The sequence below is a fragment of the Rhodococcus sp. WS1 genome, from assembly GCF_003797745.1.
GTDB classification, from domain to species: Bacteria; Actinomycetota; Actinomycetes; order Mycobacteriales; family Mycobacteriaceae; genus Rhodococcus_F; species Rhodococcus_F erythropolis.
In genome coordinates this window covers 2,195,732-2,211,118 of sequence record NZ_RKLZ01000001.1, presented here as the reverse complement: position 1 = coordinate 2,211,118, position 15,387 = coordinate 2,195,732, and the positions used below count along the sequence as shown (strand labels likewise).

Annotated in this window: 14 protein-coding genes; 7 read left to right on the top strand and 7 right to left on the bottom strand. The window is 63.2% G+C overall.

Annotated elements, in window-relative coordinates:
- Positions 1-13: 13 nt before the first annotated feature.
- On the top strand, positions 14-694 hold the full coding sequence (locus EEB12_RS10230) for a FadR/GntR family transcriptional regulator (RefSeq protein WP_007734477.1): 681 nt from the start codon (positions 14-16) through the stop codon (positions 692-694).
- Here the strand turns inward: EEB12_RS10230 and EEB12_RS10225 are convergent.
- Positions 691-1,797, bottom strand: a complete 1,107-nt coding sequence (locus tag EEB12_RS10225) for a YbhN family protein (RefSeq protein WP_029254570.1) — start codon at positions 1,795-1,797, stop codon at positions 691-693. The genes EEB12_RS10230 and EEB12_RS10225 overlap by 4 nt on opposite strands.
- 9 nt (positions 1,798-1,806) lie before the next feature.
- Entirely contained in the window at positions 1,807-3,285 is a 1,479-nt protein-coding gene (locus EEB12_RS10220) for an adenylate/guanylate cyclase domain-containing protein (protein WP_003945952.1), read from the bottom strand.
- Between the two features lie 192 nt (positions 3,286-3,477).
- On the opposite strand from EEB12_RS10220, the gene EEB12_RS10215 reads away from it, so the two are divergent.
- The 4 genes from EEB12_RS10215 to EEB12_RS10200 are packed head-to-tail and all read left to right on the top strand — an operon-like array spanning position 3,478 to position 7,270.
- Positions 3,478-4,656, top strand: coding sequence for an AI-2E family transporter (locus EEB12_RS10215; RefSeq protein WP_019747101.1), 1,179 nt, complete (start codon positions 3,478-3,480; stop codon positions 4,654-4,656).
- Complete coding sequence (gene macS / locus EEB12_RS10210; protein ID WP_141487724.1) at positions 4,649-5,872, top strand: MacS family sensor histidine kinase; 1,224 nt, start codon at positions 4,649-4,651, stop codon at positions 5,870-5,872. Before EEB12_RS10215 ends, macS begins: the two co-directional genes overlap by 8 nt.
- A gap of 28 nt (positions 5,873-5,900) precedes the next feature.
- Entirely contained in the window at positions 5,901-6,533 is a 633-nt protein-coding gene (locus EEB12_RS10205) for a response regulator (protein WP_047269712.1), read from the top strand.
- A 17-nt stretch (positions 6,534-6,550) separates the two neighbouring features.
- Positions 6,551-7,270, top strand: a complete 720-nt coding sequence (locus tag EEB12_RS10200) for a DUF1707 domain-containing protein (protein ID WP_029254571.1) — start codon at positions 6,551-6,553, stop codon at positions 7,268-7,270.
- A gap of 4 nt (positions 7,271-7,274) precedes the next feature.
- Here the strand turns inward: EEB12_RS10200 and EEB12_RS10195 are convergent, their stop codons facing one another.
- A complete protein-coding gene (locus EEB12_RS10195) occupies positions 7,275-7,727 on the bottom strand; it encodes a MaoC family dehydratase (protein WP_019747104.1) in 453 nt (150 codons plus the stop codon).
- Between the two features lie 35 nt (positions 7,728-7,762).
- A complete protein-coding gene (locus EEB12_RS10190; protein WP_141487723.1) occupies positions 7,763-8,290 on the bottom strand; it encodes a cupin domain-containing protein in 528 nt (175 codons plus the stop codon).
- Positions 8,291-8,440: 150 nt separating this feature from the next.
- On the opposite strand from EEB12_RS10190, the gene EEB12_RS10185 reads away from it, so the two are divergent.
- On the top strand, positions 8,441-9,013 hold the full coding sequence (locus EEB12_RS10185; protein ID WP_047889126.1) for a TetR/AcrR family transcriptional regulator: 573 nt from the start codon (positions 8,441-8,443) through the stop codon (positions 9,011-9,013).
- 121 nt (positions 9,014-9,134) lie between these two features.
- Positions 9,135-10,982, top strand: a complete 1,848-nt coding sequence (locus EEB12_RS10180) for a DUF2339 domain-containing protein (RefSeq protein WP_141487722.1) — start codon at positions 9,135-9,137, stop codon at positions 10,980-10,982.
- Here EEB12_RS10180 and EEB12_RS10175 read toward each other — a convergent pair.
- Genes EEB12_RS10175 through trmB form a run of 3 tightly spaced genes read right to left on the bottom strand, consistent with a single transcriptional unit; the run spans position 10,957 to position 15,336 of the window.
- Positions 10,957-13,863 (bottom strand): MMPL family transporter, encoded by a 2,907-nt coding sequence (locus tag EEB12_RS10175; RefSeq protein ID WP_141487721.1) that lies wholly within the window; start codon positions 13,861-13,863, stop codon positions 10,957-10,959. The two genes, EEB12_RS10180 and EEB12_RS10175, sit on opposite strands and share 26 nt — an antisense overlap.
- A 10-nt stretch (positions 13,864-13,873) precedes the next feature.
- Complete coding sequence (locus EEB12_RS10170; protein ID WP_003945733.1) at positions 13,874-14,581, bottom strand: NYN domain-containing protein; 708 nt, start codon at positions 14,579-14,581, stop codon at positions 13,874-13,876.
- Complete coding sequence (gene trmB, locus EEB12_RS10165; RefSeq protein WP_019747110.1) at positions 14,578-15,336, bottom strand: tRNA (guanosine(46)-N7)-methyltransferase TrmB; 759 nt, start codon at positions 15,334-15,336, stop codon at positions 14,578-14,580. The genes EEB12_RS10170 and trmB overlap by 4 nt, the downstream gene beginning before the upstream one ends.
- Positions 15,337-15,387: the final 51 nt, after the last annotated feature.

The following is a 15,387-nucleotide window of genomic DNA, read 5'->3' as shown; positions in this document are numbered from 1 at the left end:
CTGAGGAGTTAACGTGTCACCGATCGTCGAGCGTCGGCTGCTCACCGACCAGGCTGCGGAGTTGCTGCGAGCGCGGATCGTGAGCGGTGAATGGGAAGTCGGCGCCAAACTTCCAGGTGAAACCACTTTGGCTGCGCAGTTGGGTATCGGTCGGTCCACCATCAGGGAAGCGGTGCGGACCCTCGCGGGCCTCGGCATGCTCGAATCGAGACAGGGTGCCGGCGTCTTCCTGCGGAGTACGACGCCTCCGGATCAGTGGCCGCGCGTGCTCGAAGCCGAGGCGATTCTTCATGTCGTCGAGGTGCGAAATGCGGTCGAGATCGAAGCGGCTCGGCTGGCGGCACAGCGCCGCGATGCCGTTGACGTCGCGGCTCTGCGGCAGGCGTTGGACGGTAGAACTGCCGCCGCGCACTCTGGGGACGCAGCGTTTGTCGACGCCGACATTGCGGTCCACCGGGCAGTGGTGGATGCGGCACACAATCCCGTGCTGTCGGAACTCTTCGAGACTTTTGTGCCGCGTCTGCGGGCCGCGTTGATCGAGTTGATCGCGGTTCTGGACCTGCATCCACACAGTCAGCCGGATGCGGACGAGCATCGAATGTTGGTGGACGCCATCGAAGCCGGCGACGCGGAGGCAGCGGTACGGATCAGCCGGGCACACCTCGACGACATGGCGGCAGCGTTGCGACGTTAAACGCCCGGCTGTTCGCGGCGTTCGAACTCGAGATCCATCTCGAGGTCTTCGTGGTGGGTTGCACGGAATGACACGAGGAAGATGAGCCATCCCACCAGAGCGACAAGTACGAAACTGATTATCCGATAAACGAATACCGCTGCTGCGGCTTGCGCCCAGGTAGAGCCCGCCATGGTCAGTGCTGTGATGAGCACGGGCTCGACATAGCCGAGACCGCCCGGCATGAGGGGAATACTGCCCACCGCTTTCGCCGCTGTGAACGCGATCAGCAGGCCGGCGAAGGACGGATCGGCTCCTACTGCCCAACAAGCGAAACCGAGACAGAGGACGTCGGCAACTCGGTGAACTGCCGACCATCCGAAGGCAACCGCAGTGTCGGTCCGACTGAGTTCAACCGAGTCCAGTTGCTTGAGGATTTCGGACCAACGGTGCATACCGCGCCCGGTCGGGTTTTTGCGGGAACGGTTGTACAGCGCCAGAACTCGGTGCCCGATGCGTTCGATGCTGCCGGGATTCTGGGCTACGTATCGCAACGCCAGAAACAGTGCTGCCATGCCGACGAGCGAAATCGTCAGCGTCACCGGGCTGACCTTGGTGCCGAACGCCACTGCGCCAGTGGCACCGAGTAGTGCCAGAGTCGCGGCGGCGATGACACCGCACATTGCCAACTGCCAGGACGCGACAACCGGCGTCGCCCCCCACTTTCGAGTCTGCTTGTACGTGAACGCTGTCGAGAAGACCTGGCCGGCAGGCAACGTCAACGCCATCGCCGTGCTGGCGTAGATGACCGAGAGGTTCTTGAGGTGACCGGCGACAACACCTGCCGCGTTGAGAAGGCGCTGCTGAACGGACGCGTAACCACTGAGGGACACCGCCTGGGCGGCTACACAGGCAGCCACCCAACCCCAATGGATTTCGGTGAGAGCTTGCCAGTACTCGTTGAGACGAGGCCACAGGATGATTCCCTCGACGATCAGAAGGGCGATCAGAGCCACCCCGAGCAGCCACTTCAACCACCAGAAGCGCCCTCTGGCCCGACTGGTCTCGGCCACGGGCGAGCGTGGTCGTCTCAGTCGCCGTGGGGTATTTCCAGGCTGAGCCATCGACTCACCCTAACCAATTTGATCCGGATCGACCTCTGGATACTTTTCGGGCCACGCCAGATGCGTCAGTCGTCGGCGCCCACGCAGTTGGACTTGCTCGCCGAGTTCCCACTCGGCCTGTTCCTCTTCGTCGGCGAAATACAGCGCGCTCGTCGACGCCAGCACTCGGCTGGGCCGAAGTTTCGCGAGCTCGGTGAGCCGTGATGCTTCGTTGACCGGATCGCCGATCACGGTGTACTCGAAACGTTCGGCAGCACCGATGTTGCCGGCGACCGCGAGTCCCGCGCTCACGCCGATACCGACGTCCAAGCCGGTGATGTCGTTGAGCTTGAACCGCAGCTCGCGAGCCGCCGCGAGGGCTGCCGTCGGAGCGTCGGGTCGATCGAGTGGTGCACCGAAGATGGCGAGCGCCGCATCACCCATGAACTTGTTGACAAAACCGTGGTGGCGATCGATGACGTCGACGACCACACGGAAGAACTCGTTGAGCAGTTCGACCACTTCGCCCGGCGGGCGCTCGGCCGCGGCACCGGTTGATCCGACCATGTCGACGAACAGAACTGCCACGAATCGAGTTTCGCCGCCCAGTTCGGTACCGAACTTCAGCGCGCGCCGGGCCACGTCCTCGCCGACGTGCTGGCCGAACAGCTCACGCAGCAGGCGACGCTCGTCGGACTCTTTCATCATGCGGTTGAATCCGACCTGTAGCCGGCCGATCTCACTGCCGTCGAACACCTCGACGCGTACGTCCGTGGCGCCGCGCTGCACTCGCTCGATGGCGCGTCGCAGTTGTCGGATCGGATCGGAGATCTGAGTAGCCGTCAGCATCGACAGTGCAAAGGCCTGCACGATCGCCATGATCGAGATGAGCAGGATCGCCCACGCGAGCGAGTCGGGGGAGAACTCGAGATCGGTCGTGAGCTGCGTCGAGCACAGCAAGATGATGCCTGCGACGGGCATCAGCGTGCCGAGTCCCCAGGTCATCGCCAGCCGGGTTCCGACGCCCGGCGCCATGGTCCGATCGAATTCGCCCTCGCTCAACGCCTGGGCGGCGACCGGACGCAAGATGCGCTCGCCGAGCATGTAGGTGAACCCGAAGGTCGTGGTCGCGGCCATGCAGACCGTCACGATCACGGCGATCGCGAGTCCGGGCATCTCGGTGATGGTCAGGAACACGAAGATGATGCCGCCCAGAATCCACAGCACCAGGTGGACGATGGCCTGGCGAAGCGGCGCGTGCAGTGCCGCCATCTGCTCGGACCTCGTCGGCGGACCCCCGCGCAGCCGCCAACGGATGACCGACTTCAACATCATTGCCGCCGCGGTGAGGCTGACGGCACCGGCGAATGCCAGGTAAACGCCGAAGATCGCGAAGTTGCGGACCCGGTCGGCAACTATCGCGTCGGACTCTTGGATCGGAACGCCGTACCGCACGAAAGCGAAGACCAGCACCGCGCCGATCAGATTGGCCGCGAGCATGGAGAGCATATAGAGGGGCCACCGGCTGCGGATGGTCACCGCTATTGCTCTGTATGAGGCCCGCACAGGGTTCAATTTAGCTGGCAGAGCTCGAAGTGTTGGTACGCGCGTCCGATTATTGGTCCGCTCACCTGTGTCGGCCGGTCCGGTTAGGCTCGCGAGGTGAACGCAAACAGGGGGCGTGCGGAGCGAGCTTCGAGGATGAACAAACCCATCTCCGCCGACGCTCGGGCGGTGCACCCGGGCGTGCGCATCGCGGCGGAATGGTCGTGGCGCCTCATCGTGATCTTTGCCGGGCTACTGGTTCTCGGATATGTGGTTCTGCGCCTCGAGACCGTGCTCATCCCGGTGGGGCTGGCTCTACTGGCATCGGCTCTGTTGATTCCGGTTGTCGATCGGCTACAGGTGTGGGGTGTTCCTCGCTCGGCAGCCGTGATCGTCGTTCTGCTTGCCTCGATCGGACTGGTCGCGGGAATCATGACGTTTGTCGTCGAGCAGTTCATCGACGGGTTGCCCCAGCTCACCGACCAGTTCACGGCCAGTGTCACGCAGATTCAGAACTGGCTCACCAGCGGACCGCTGCATTTCAGTGAGGACCAGATCCGCCAGGCTGGTGATTCGGTCGTCAAGTCGGTGCAATCCAATCGTGAGTCCCTGACCAGCGGCGCCTTGACCACAGCGACGGTCATCGGCGAGATCTTCACCGGGGCATTGCTGACGCTGTTCACTCTCATCTTCTTCCTCTACGGCGGCGACCAGATCTGGCAGTTCGTCACCCGGATCGTTCCCACCGACGCTCGTCGTCGCGTGCGGATCGCCGGTTCTGCAGGTTTCGGGTCGCTGATCGGTTACGTGCGGGCCACGGTCGCGGTTGCCGCCGCCGACGCGATCGGTATCGGTGCCGGCCTGGCGATTCTCGGGGTGCCGCTCGCCCTGCCGCTGGCGTCGTTGGTGTTCATCGGCGCGTTCATCCCGATCGTCGGTGCATTTCTGACCGGTTTTCTCGCGGTGCTTGTCGCTCTGGTCACGAAGGGTTTCCTGACGGCACTGATCGTCCTCGGCATCATCATCGGCGTCATGCAGCTCGAAGCGCACGTGATGCAACCGCTGTTGTTGGGTCGCGCTGTTCGCCTGCATCCGCTGGCAGTCGTTCTCGCCATTACAACGGGCATCGTCCTCGCCGGAATCGTCGGCGGGCTCTTGGCTGTTCCGATCGTCGCGGTCCTGAATACCGCCATTCGTTCCCTCCTCGCCGACGACCCGGATATCGCGTATGCCGAACTGCACGTCGAAGATCCGGAGACCCCACTGTTCCCCGCCGAACCCGACGAGCCGCGCGCCGAGCCTCGCATCGTGAACCCCACTCCTCCCGATGACTGAGCCCACCCGCCGTCGTCGGCTGCACTATCAGCCGACCGTTCGCGAGGCGTCGGGCGTCGACACCGACCCTGATGCCCCGCTGTGGCGGGCGGCGCAGGCATTTCGCCTTGTCACGCTGGTGTACGCGATCAGCTACCAGTTCGCTTCGGCCTCCGACTACACCAACTCCCGGCTCAGCTGGTTCTTCGTCGCTCTGATGGCCGTGTGGACCGGGGTGTCGGCACTGTTGCTCGGGACCTCCGGTGCGTTGTTCGGGAAGAAGCTGCCGAGGTACCAGGTGGTGATCGCCGATCAGGTGGTCGTCATCTTGCTGATGGCGTCGACGAGGCTGGTCTCCGACCACGAGTGGTATCAGAATCACCAGACGCTCCCCACCACGCTGTGGGCCACCAACGCGGTCATCTCCGCGGCAATTCTCGGCGGGCCGTGGCTCGGTATGGCGTCCGGAGTTGTCATTTCGGCGGCCAGCGCGATCATCCGCGATCAGGTCAACCTGGATCTCTGGCGCGATGCGACGGCTCCCGTTCTCGTATCGGTTGGTCTGGCGTTGGGCTTGGCCACCACCACCGCTCGGCGCTCGCATCGGCAACTCGAACAAGCCGTACGTCTGGCGGCGGCTACCGAAGAGCGCGAACGTTTGGCACGCGAAGTGCACGACGGCGTTCTGCAGGTGCTGGCGATGGTGCGCCGGCGAGGAGCCGCACTCGGCGGCGAGGCAGCTGAGCTGGCCGCGCTGGCCGGCGAGCAGGAGGTCGCGTTGAGAATGCTGATTTCCGAGCAGGTTTCGGGTGCCGCGGCAGATGTCGGCGGACAGACAGTGGATCTGTGTCCGCTGCTGACCACGCAGGCCAGCACGTCGGTGTCGGTGTCGACGCCCGCGCACCCGGTCGCGATCGAGCGCGATCGAGCCATCGAACTGGCAGCCATCGTCGACAATGCCCTGTCCAATGTCGGGCTGCACGCCGGTCCTGCGGCGAAGGCGTACGTATTGCTCGAAGATCTGCCGGACGAGGTGATCGTCAGTGTCCGCGACGACGGCGTCGGAATCCCCGAAGGTCGCTTGGCGCAGGCCGAGGCCGAAGGCCGCATGGGAGTATCGAAGTCCATTCTCGGTCGAGTACAGGTGCTCGGCGGAACTGCAGTCCTGCAAACGGGGCCGGGGGAGGGCACCGAATGGGAGATCAACGTTCCGAAGGGGAAGAGTGAGCGTGGCTGACGAAAAGGGCGAGAATCCGGTGACGGTGATGGTCGTCGACGATCACCCGATGTGGCGCGACGGTGTCTCCCGGGACCTCGAAGCCGCGGGCTTCACCGTGAGCGCCACGGCGGAGGGTGTCGAGAGTGCGCGCCGCCGAGCCGCCGCCGTGCAACCGGCCGTGGTTCTGATGGACATGAACCTGCCGGACGGAAACGGTGCCGACGCCACCACCGCGGTGCTCGAGGTTTCGCCGAAGAGCAAGGTACTGGTGCTTTCGGCCTCCGCCGAGCGTGACGACGTCCTCGACGCGGTCAAAGCCGGAGCGTCGGGTTACCTGGTCAAGAGTGCTTCGGTGGCGGAACTTCTCGAGGCCGTGCGAGCGACTTTCGACGGACAAGCCGTCTTCACACCCGGCCTCGCCGGATTGGTGCTCGGCGAGTACCGCCGGATGTCGACGGCACCGGCCGACGATCGCGCACCCGAGCTGCCTCGGCTCACCGACCGTGAGACCGAAGTGCTCCGTCTTGTCGCCAAGGGGCTGAGCGCAAAACAGATCGCCACGAGGCTCTCGCTCAGCCACCGGACCGTCGAAAACCATGTGCAGGCAACGCTTCGGAAGCTTCAGTTGGCCAATCGCGTCGAGCTCACGCGATACGCAATAGAACAAGGTCTCGAATAACGTTTATCCTGGAAATCATGGAGGCCAGGAATCTACGCGTATCCGATGCCGAACGAGAGCACGTCGGCGAGCTGCTGCAGAAAGCTGTCGGTCAAGGGATGCTCTCGCTCGGTGAGTTCACCGAGCGCATGGACACTGCCTTGGCTGCAAAGACGCGAGGTGAGCTCAACTCGGTTCTCGCCGATCTTCCGGGCATCACGCTGATCTCCGACTACGACCCACCCGCGTATCCCAATGCAGGTCAGCCGATGTACCAAGGCCAGCCGTATCCTGCGCCGACGTACCAACCCCAACCGCCGCCGGTTCACCCGAGCCCGCCTTACCGCGCTCCCGTCGGCGCTCCGGTTGTCGGTAACTACGGAACGGCAAATGCTGCCGTGATTCGTGGACGAATGGCGACGGTGACGCGGAACGGCGCATGGATCGTTCCTCCCGCTGTCGTGGTCGATACCAGAATGTCCAGTGTGACTATCGATTTCACGCGCGCTGTGATGCAGACGCAGGTCGTGAACATCTCGATCGACGACTACGCCAGTTCGATCTCACTGATCGTTCCTGAAGAGGCGACGGTGGACATGAACGGTGTCGAGGCAGTCGGGGGAAGCGCGTCGAACAAGGTTCGTTCCGGCCCGCAGATGGGTCCCCTGCACCTGGTGGTGCACGGCAAGGTGCGATTCGGCAGTGTCACCGCGAAGCATCCCTTCGGTACCACGATCCGAAAGATGTTCGGCTCCTGACCTTTCAGTGATACGCGCGGGTCAACATCTCGGCGACGCACACGGGTTTGTCACCGTGTTCTCGTTCGAATGTCTGGGTCACCGTGATCTGGACGCCGCCATTGATCGGTTCGACTTTGCTCAACGTCGCACGCATGCGAACGCGAGAGCCAACCGGAAGCGGAGCAGGCAACCTGACCTTGTCGAATCCGCAGTTGAGAGCAAACGCAAAACCCTCGAGCGAGAACATCGCATACGAGAACATGGGGCCGAGTGAGAGCGTGTAGTTGCCGTGCGCGATCGTTCCACCGAACGGTGACTCCTTCGCGCGATCCACATCGACGTGAATCCACTGATCGTCGCCGGTGACCCGGGCGAACTCGTCGATGGACTCCTGCGTGACATCGTGCCAGTCGCTGACGCCCAACTCTTGGTTCAGGTTGGCGCTGAGGTCTTCTGCTCCGGTGAGTACAAGCATGAATCTTCCTTTGATCGGTAGGTGCTGGCAGTCGGTCAGTGACTTTCGATGCCGAATCCCACACCGTGCGTCTGTGCGATCTCGGCGGTGGCAACGAGATCGAATTCGATCCCGAAATCTGCTTCTACCCGCGCTGCAACCGATTCCGCGGCGGAACCTGCTTCGGCCAGTAGTTTCGGCATCAGTTCGAACAGGTCTTCCATCCCTCCGGGCGTGATGATTTCGAGAATCCGTGCTGGAGCGTCGTCGGGATTCCACACGGCGTGCCACTGGCCACGCGGTTTGAAGATCATGGCGCCAGTCTCCGCGTAGACGACCTCGTCTCCGACCATCGCTGCGACGCGGCCACTTTGAACCACCGTGTACTCGTCTTCGCGGCTGTGGCGATGGACCGGTGAGGTCATCGAATGCGGAGCGATGCGGTGTTGTACAAGAGAGAATCCTCCCTCGGTTTGTTTGCTTCGAACCATCATCCGGACGCCGGTGGCCGCGAGAGTCCCGGTGAGATCTACGTCCGGTCCGAGGACGGTCGTCGTGGTGTGGTTTGCGGAAGTCGGTGACATCGATTTGGTCCTTTGCCGTCGTGAGCGTCGTTGGCTGCGCTCCGGTTTCGATTCTCGAATCATGTACCAATCGGTCTAGTGATGCAAGGCTTTGGCTATTTATGCACTTCAAGTGTTGTCGATATGTGTACTGATCGGTATGTTGAACTTATGTCTACGAGGGATTTGTTGGTCGATGCCGCTGCCGACTTGTTGCAGCGGAAGGGGTACGCGGGAACGGGTGTGTCGGAAGTGCTCTCGGCGAGCGCGACCACCAAGGGGTCCTTGTACTTTCACTTTCCCGGTGGCAAGGAAGAACTCGCAGGCGAGGCTCTGAGGCGACGCGGTGAGGCAATGGCCGATTTCATCCGGCATCTCCTGGAGAGCTCACCCGATGCCGCCACCGCGATCTCGGCATTTGCTGCCGCACTGGCTGCGCGTTTGTCGGATTCGGACTACGAACGTGGATGCGCCCTGGCTACGGCAACACTGGATGCCGCAACCGAATCAGAGGTCATCCGTGGTGCTTGTGCGGACGGGTACAACTCGTGGCTGGGGCTGCTGGCTCAGCGCCTCGAATCCGACGGTTGGTCCCGCGAAGACGCAGAGTCCGAGGCAATTCTCGCTCTGTCCGCACTCGAGGGCGCGCTTGTCCTCGCTCGGGCGCGTCAGGATCCCGCTCCGCTTCACACTTCGGGTCGGTTGCTCTCCGAACGATTGCGGAATGCAGCGCCTCGGCGATAGTTCCCTGTCGGTCGATGGTGCTGTCAGTCGAAGGTGTCCTCAGTTGAATACGAGAAGTCCCCAGGCTGATCGAGTAGTACTACTCATCTGATCGGTTCGGCCACGCAGCAAGCTCGTAGCCATGACCACACCGAGTTCTTCCGCCGTCGATCCGCGACTGGTGACCGCCCTCTCGGCCGAGTGCGACAGCATCGGCCGGCAGTTGCGCCACATGGGTCAGAACCTGTCGATCCTGCAGACTCAGCTGGCCTCGGCTACTGTTCCCCCGCCCATGCCGGTAGTTCCGGCACCCGCAGCTCCGGCGCCACAGATGCCGCCAATGCGTCCTCAGCAGAACGTGCCCACCTGGCAGCCGCCGACGTATCCGGTTGCCGCACCTCGCCAGCCCTGGTGGCAACGCGACGGTGTCATCAGTCGACTCCTGGCCGCCGCCGGTGTAGCCGTCACACTGATCGGCGTCGTGATGCTGCTGGTACTTGCAGCGCAGGCCGGATTCTTCGGACCGCCGCTGCGGGTGCTCGGTGGCGCACTCCTTTCCGGCGCCTTGGTGTTTGCCGGAGTGCGGGTCCACGGACGACCAGGTGGCAAAGTGGGAGCGATTGCTCTGGCTGCCACCGGTTTTGCGGGAATGTACCTCGACGTCGTCGCTGCCTCTGTTCTCTACGGTTGGGTGACGACGCCGCTCGCGGTGGTGATTGCCTTCGGGATTGCCGCGGCCGGGGTTGCTTTGGCGGTGAAATGGGATTCCGAATCACTGGCACTCATGATCGTTCTGGGCGCAGCGGTGCTGGCTCCCGTGTTGACGTCGGGAATATCGTTGACCCTCATCGGTTTCCTCTTCGCGATCCAGTCGGCGACATTCTCCGCCCAGCTCGGTCGTGACTGGAAGTACCTGGGTATGGCGCGCACCGTACCCGTGGTTCTCGCGCTGCTCGTAGCGGTAGCGTCGAATGCAATCTTCAGCGAATCCGGTAACAGTGCAGTGCAATTGGTGATCAGTGCCAGCGTGGTTGCAATCGTGGGGGCCGGCTGCGCGATGGCCGTGCAGTGGAGGGGTTCGCCCTCGCGTGACGGCATTGCAGGGGCGTGGTCCACCGCTACCTTTGTTGTCTCGTCTCTTCCGCTGATGAGCGTCGGAGCCGTGCTCGGGCGCACCGAATCCGCAGTGCTGTACGGAATTGCAGCGCTACTACTACTTTCCGCTGCAGCGGCGGCCAAGCCTTTGCCGACGCAACTACGATTCGGACTGGGCGCAACCGGCGCTCTCGCATTGTTGCTGTGCTGCTTGTCCGGGGCGACGGAATCTCTGGCCGTACCGCTGGTCCTCACCGTCGGCATGATCTTCCTCGGAGTCTCGCTGTATGCGGGTTCGCGCTTCGTCTTCGCCCTCGGAACCGCCTTTGCGGCAATCGGATCGATCGGATACCTCACGACGGTTCCGCCGGAAGCGTTGACGACTGCCCGTGCCGCATCCATGCAACTCGGTGCGATCACGGCACTCTCGAGCCTGACGGCGATAGGTGCACTGGTGACGCTGGTGTGGGCGATTCACCGACTGAAGTTGATCGCCGATTCGAATGCGGCGGTTCTATGGGCGGCCGCAGGGTTTGGTGTCCTCTACGCGGTGACGTGTGCGCTCGTCTCGTCCGGCGTCGAAATCTTCGACAGTGCAACCGGATTTGTTGCCGGGCACAGCGTTGCAACCATCGTCTGGATGCTTGCCGCCACGTCAGCGCTGGTGCTCGGCCTGAACAACCGTCAGCATGCTCGCGTTTTGCTCGGAGCTGGTCTTGCTCTCACCAGCGCGGCAGTGGCCAAGCTGTTCCTCTTCGACCTGGCCACGCTCAGTGGGCTGGTGCGCAGCGCTGCCTTCCTGGTGGTCGGCTTGCTGCTCCTGCTGGTCGGGACTCGTTATGCACGAGCCTTCGCCAAGCAGGAGCAGGTCAGCTCCGCTTCTGGCGAGCGATGAGCTCGCTGACACTGATGGCGCCTGCGTCGTCAGGTCGGTGCCTGCCGGTGGCGTTGTCGTCGCCGTCAGAGGCATCCGAGACTCGGGGCTCGGTGGGACGACGCTCCGGAGCGATCGGTGGAGGCGGCGACTGGGGGGTCGCCTCCACCGAGGTCGGGGCCGAGCCGTTTGTTGCAGCGCCATTTGTTGCAGAACCGTTGGTAGCACCGTTTGCAGAGCCATTCCGGCTCGAGCCGTTGGTACCTGAACCGCTGCTTGCCGAACCGTTAGTACGCGAAGGCGTCCGCACCACCGGCAGCGGCCGTGAGGCCGGGGGAGTCTGTTCCCGAGCCCGCAGGTCCGACAACCAACTCTCGATGGGACGCTCGGCCGGCGCAGCGGGCGTCGGGTTTCTCCGCTTGTCGGTGGTGTTCGGTTGCGGTCGGTACGAAGGATTGGGGACCGGTGCCTCGATCAAGTTCTGGGGCGCGCTGGCTGCACTCCCGATATCGAGACGACGTCGCGGTGCCGGCTTCTCCGCGGCAGGTGTATCCGTGTTCGGTGCCTTGATCGTCATTTCGCTGAGCGGAATGGGCTCGGTGAGAGGATCGGGAACACGAGGTCCGCTTTCCGGCTGTGCAGCCGGGGCAGGCGGCGGCATGACCCGCGAGGCCGCTTCGATCTTGCGCGGCTGACCCGGTCCGGCGATCGCACCGACAGGCGCGATCTGCGGGACGTTTGCGAGCACAAGTTCGTTGTCGAGGATCGGCTCACCCAGCCCGATCTTCTGCTGGATCCGCTTCATCCAGGCCGGGGCCCACCAGCAGTCGTCGCCGAGCAGTTTCATGGTCGCGGGGACCAGGAACATTCGGATCAGTGTGGCGTCGATGATCAGCGCGGAGATCATGCCGTACGAGATGTACTTCATCATCACCAGATCGGACAGGCCGAATGCACCGGTGACCACGATCAGAATCAGTGCGGCAGCGGTGATGATCCGGCCGGTATGTGCCGTGCCGATTCGGATGGATTCGGTAGTACTTGCGCCCTGCGCTCGCGCTTCGACCATGCGGGAGAGCAGGAACACTTCGTAGTCGGTCGACAGGCCGTAGACGATCGCGATGATCAACACCAGGACGGGAGACATGATCGGTCCCGGCGTGAAGTTCAACAGACCGGAACCGTGCCCGTCGATGAAGATCCAGGTCAAGATTCCGAGCGTCGAACCCAGGCCGAGCGCGCTCATCAACGCAGCCTTGATGGGCAGGACGAGCGAACCGAACGTCAAGAACATCAGCAGCGTCGTCAGCAGGATGACGGATACGACCATCAGCGGCAGACGGTCGAGCAACGCATCGACGCTGTCCTGCTCGATGGCCGGAGTACCGCCGACGAGCACAGTTGTGCCCTCGGGCCAATCCGCGGATCGCAGATAGTCGATGGTGGGACGTGCCTCGTTGCGCTCGGTCAGACCGGCTTTGAGGACGTTGACACCGTCCTTGGTCGCAACCTCCGGGGTGAACTTCTCGACCAGACCCGGCGCAGCGTTTGCGGTCTTGGAAATCTGACCGAGAGTGGTGTTGTCCGCTCCCTCGATGACGAGTCGAACGGGCTCGGTGCGATTGCCCGGGAAGAGTTCGTCGAACTGCGCCTGCGCGACACGCGTGGGGCTGTCCGGGGGCAGGTACGTCTCGTTGATACCGCCGAACTTGATGCCCGTCAGCGGAATGATCATCAGCAGTAGAGCCGCGACGATCGGGACCGCGACCTTGAGCGGATGCTGCATGACCCAGCGGGTGAGCTTGCCCCAGAAACCGTTCTCGATTTCCTCGTTGGTCTTGGTCTGGCGCAGCTTCTTGAAGGTCAGCGCGTCGATCCGTTTGCCGAGAATGCCGAGAATCGCGGGAAGAATCGTGATGGACGAGATCGCGGCAAGCATGACGGCCGCAATGGCGCCGTAGGCCACCGATTTGAGGAAGCCCTGCGGGAACAACAGCAGACCGCCGAGGCTGACGGCAACCATGGTCGCCGAGAACATGACCGTTCTACCCGCCGTCATGACCGTTCGGCGTACTGCGGTCGGGGTGTCGTACCCCTCGGCTATCTCTTCTCGGAAACGGCTGACGATGAACAGTCCGTAGTCGATCGCGAGACCCAGGCCGACCAGAGAGACCACGGGCGCAACAAACGCGTTGACCTCGGTGAAGTTGGTGATCAGTCGAATGATGCCGTTGGCGCCGATGACGGTCAGACCGCCGACGATCAACGGGAGGGCTGCAGCGACGACGCCACCGAAGACGAAGAACAGCAGGACACCGACGGCGGGAATCGCGAGCATTTCCATGCGCTTGATGTCGTTGGCCATCGTGTCGTTGAGCGAATTCGCGACAGGTTGCAGGCCGGCGAGTTGCACGTCGACGCCGTCGATGTAGAACTGCGACTCGACGTCGCGGAAGTTGTTGGACACCGCGGTGTCGTTGTCGCCGGCGATCGCGATGCTGGTGACCGCGTGTTGCTTGGTCTTGTCCGCCAGGGCCGCCACCGAGAGACCGTTGTCGACCTTGAAGTACGAGCCGTTGATCTTCATGATCTGGTCGGGGTTGTCGGCGACGAGCCGCTGCAGATTGTCGATGACCTTCGCTTGGAACTCGGGGTCGTCGACGGTCTTGCCCTCCGGCGCCGTGTACAGCGCCAGAACGTCACCCGTCGTGCTGCGTCCGAACGTGCCGTCAGCGAGTTTTGCAGCCTCTACCGATTCCGACCCCGGATCGTCCCAGCCGCTCTGGCTGAGATGATCCTGCAGGCTCAGGCCGTACGCAGCGAGCCCGAGGAGCCCCGCCACCATGACAGCGATGACGGTGAAGCGGGCTCGATAGACGATGCTTCCCCAGCTGGCGAACACTGATCAACTCCTACTCGGCAACACTTTTTCGCCCGATGAGCAGGGCAGAAAGCGGTCGGAACGGCTGCAACCAGGCGCCCTCGTCGGGCAGGGTGTCCAGGCTTACCCGTGGCAGAGGCTCACGGAAGACACCTGGGATGTCCTCGAGATCGACGAAGTCCAAGATATCGGACGACACAGCCCAGCTGGCGTGTTCACGGAACCCGAGAACCTGGACCGGGATACCGGTTGCTGCGATGTCCTCGAGAGGTTCGCGGAACGCTTGGCCGTCGGCGGACGCGACCATGATTCCGGCGAGGCCCTCGCCGTACCGGAGCGCGATGTGCTCGAGCATGTCCGAATCGACATCGCTGTCTTCATCGACCTTCGGCTTGGCGAACACCGCGAAACCCACGTTACGCAAGGCTTCGACCCAAGGACGAACGACGTCGGCGCTGCCGGACGCGATGTTGGTGAAGACGGTCGCTTCAGGCTCGAGCGTGCCGCTGTTCTGTGCGGACAGTTCGGCGGTGCGAGAGAGCAGCCAACGACCCAAAGCGTCGAATCGTGGCCGGTAGGCGGCGGTAGGCCGGCCACCGAGGATGGCGCCGAGGCCCATGTCGAGGTTGGGGGCGTCCCAGACCAGAAGCACCCGCTTGGGGTGGCGGGAGTCACGACCGAAGTCGAGAGGAGATTCCGACGACGTCACGTCGTCGGATAGCTGTTCGCTGACGCTCATGCTCTGATCTTCCCCCATATAAGCTCGGTGATTGCACTACCGACCTTATGGGCTTTGTCCTCGAACTTGGTGACCGGACGCTCGTGGGTCATCGGAGACTCCCAGTCGAGTGCGGTCAGCAGTGGCTCGGCATTGCCGGCTTCTTCGATCCATTCGGCGTACTCGGCGTGATCGGTTGCCACGTGCAGGACTCCGCCGGGCTTGAGGCGGTTGGCGATCAGCGCGAACGTCGGCCCCTGCAGGAGGCGACGCTTGTGATGGCGGGCCTTGGGCCACGGGTCCGGGAAGAACACCCGGACGCCCGTCAGGGACTCGGGGGCGACCATGTTCTCGAGTACGTCCATCGCGTCACCGCGTAGTACGCGGACGTTGGGAATCTCTTCACGCTCGACCTGCTGGAGAAGCTGCGCGAGCCCCGGGCGGTACACCTCGATCGCGATCAGGTTCACGTGCGGTTCCGCCTTGGCCATAGCGGCCGTCGCGGTGCCGGTACCCGAACCGATCTCGATGATCAGGGGTGCCTCGCGTCCGAACCAGGCGTTCGCGTCGAGCGGTGTGTCCGAGACGTCGGCGCCGATGAGCGGCCACTGACGGTCCCAAGCCTGCTGCTGCGCGTCGGTCAGCGCACCCCGGCGAGAGCGAAAGCTGGTCACTCTCGGATGGAGACGGGACCCCTTGGCGTGGTCCGTCTGCCCCGTGTCAGGGGTCTGCGGTGCATGCTGATCGGCTTCGTTCACGAACCCATTGTCACGCATGACCCCCGTTTAGCGCAGACGGGTCTGAAGTTTGAGTTGAGACTTTCTGCG

Coding starts and splice junctions, on each gene's coding strand:
- EEB12_RS10225 (WP_029254570.1), bottom strand. CDS start 1,797: ATGGCTCAGCCTGGAAATACCCCACGGCGACTGAGACGACCACGCTCG.
- EEB12_RS10220 (WP_003945952.1), bottom strand. CDS start 3,285: ATGCTCTCCATGCTCGCGGCCAATCTGATCGGCGCGGTGCTGGTCTTC.
- EEB12_RS10215 (WP_019747101.1), top strand. CDS start 3,478: ATGAACAAACCCATCTCCGCCGACGCTCGGGCGGTGCACCCGGGCGTG.
- macS (WP_141487724.1), top strand. CDS start 4,649: ATGACTGAGCCCACCCGCCGTCGTCGGCTGCACTATCAGCCGACCGTT.
- EEB12_RS10205 (WP_047269712.1), top strand. CDS start 5,901: ATGGTCGTCGACGATCACCCGATGTGGCGCGACGGTGTCTCCCGGGAC.
- EEB12_RS10200 (WP_029254571.1), top strand. CDS start 6,551: ATGGAGGCCAGGAATCTACGCGTATCCGATGCCGAACGAGAGCACGTC.
- EEB12_RS10195 (WP_019747104.1), bottom strand. CDS start 7,727: ATGCTTGTACTCACCGGAGCAGAAGACCTCAGCGCCAACCTGAACCAA.
- EEB12_RS10190 (WP_141487723.1), bottom strand. CDS start 8,290: ATGTCACCGACTTCCGCAAACCACACCACGACGACCGTCCTCGGACCG.
- EEB12_RS10185 (WP_047889126.1), top strand. CDS start 8,441: ATGTCTACGAGGGATTTGTTGGTCGATGCCGCTGCCGACTTGTTGCAG.
- EEB12_RS10180 (WP_141487722.1), top strand. CDS start 9,135: ATGACCACACCGAGTTCTTCCGCCGTCGATCCGCGACTGGTGACCGCC.
- EEB12_RS10170 (WP_003945733.1), bottom strand. CDS start 14,581: ATGAGCGTCAGCGAACAGCTATCCGACGACGTGACGTCGTCGGAATCT.
- trmB (WP_019747110.1), bottom strand. CDS start 15,336: ATGCGTGACAATGGGTTCGTGAACGAAGCCGATCAGCATGCACCGCAG.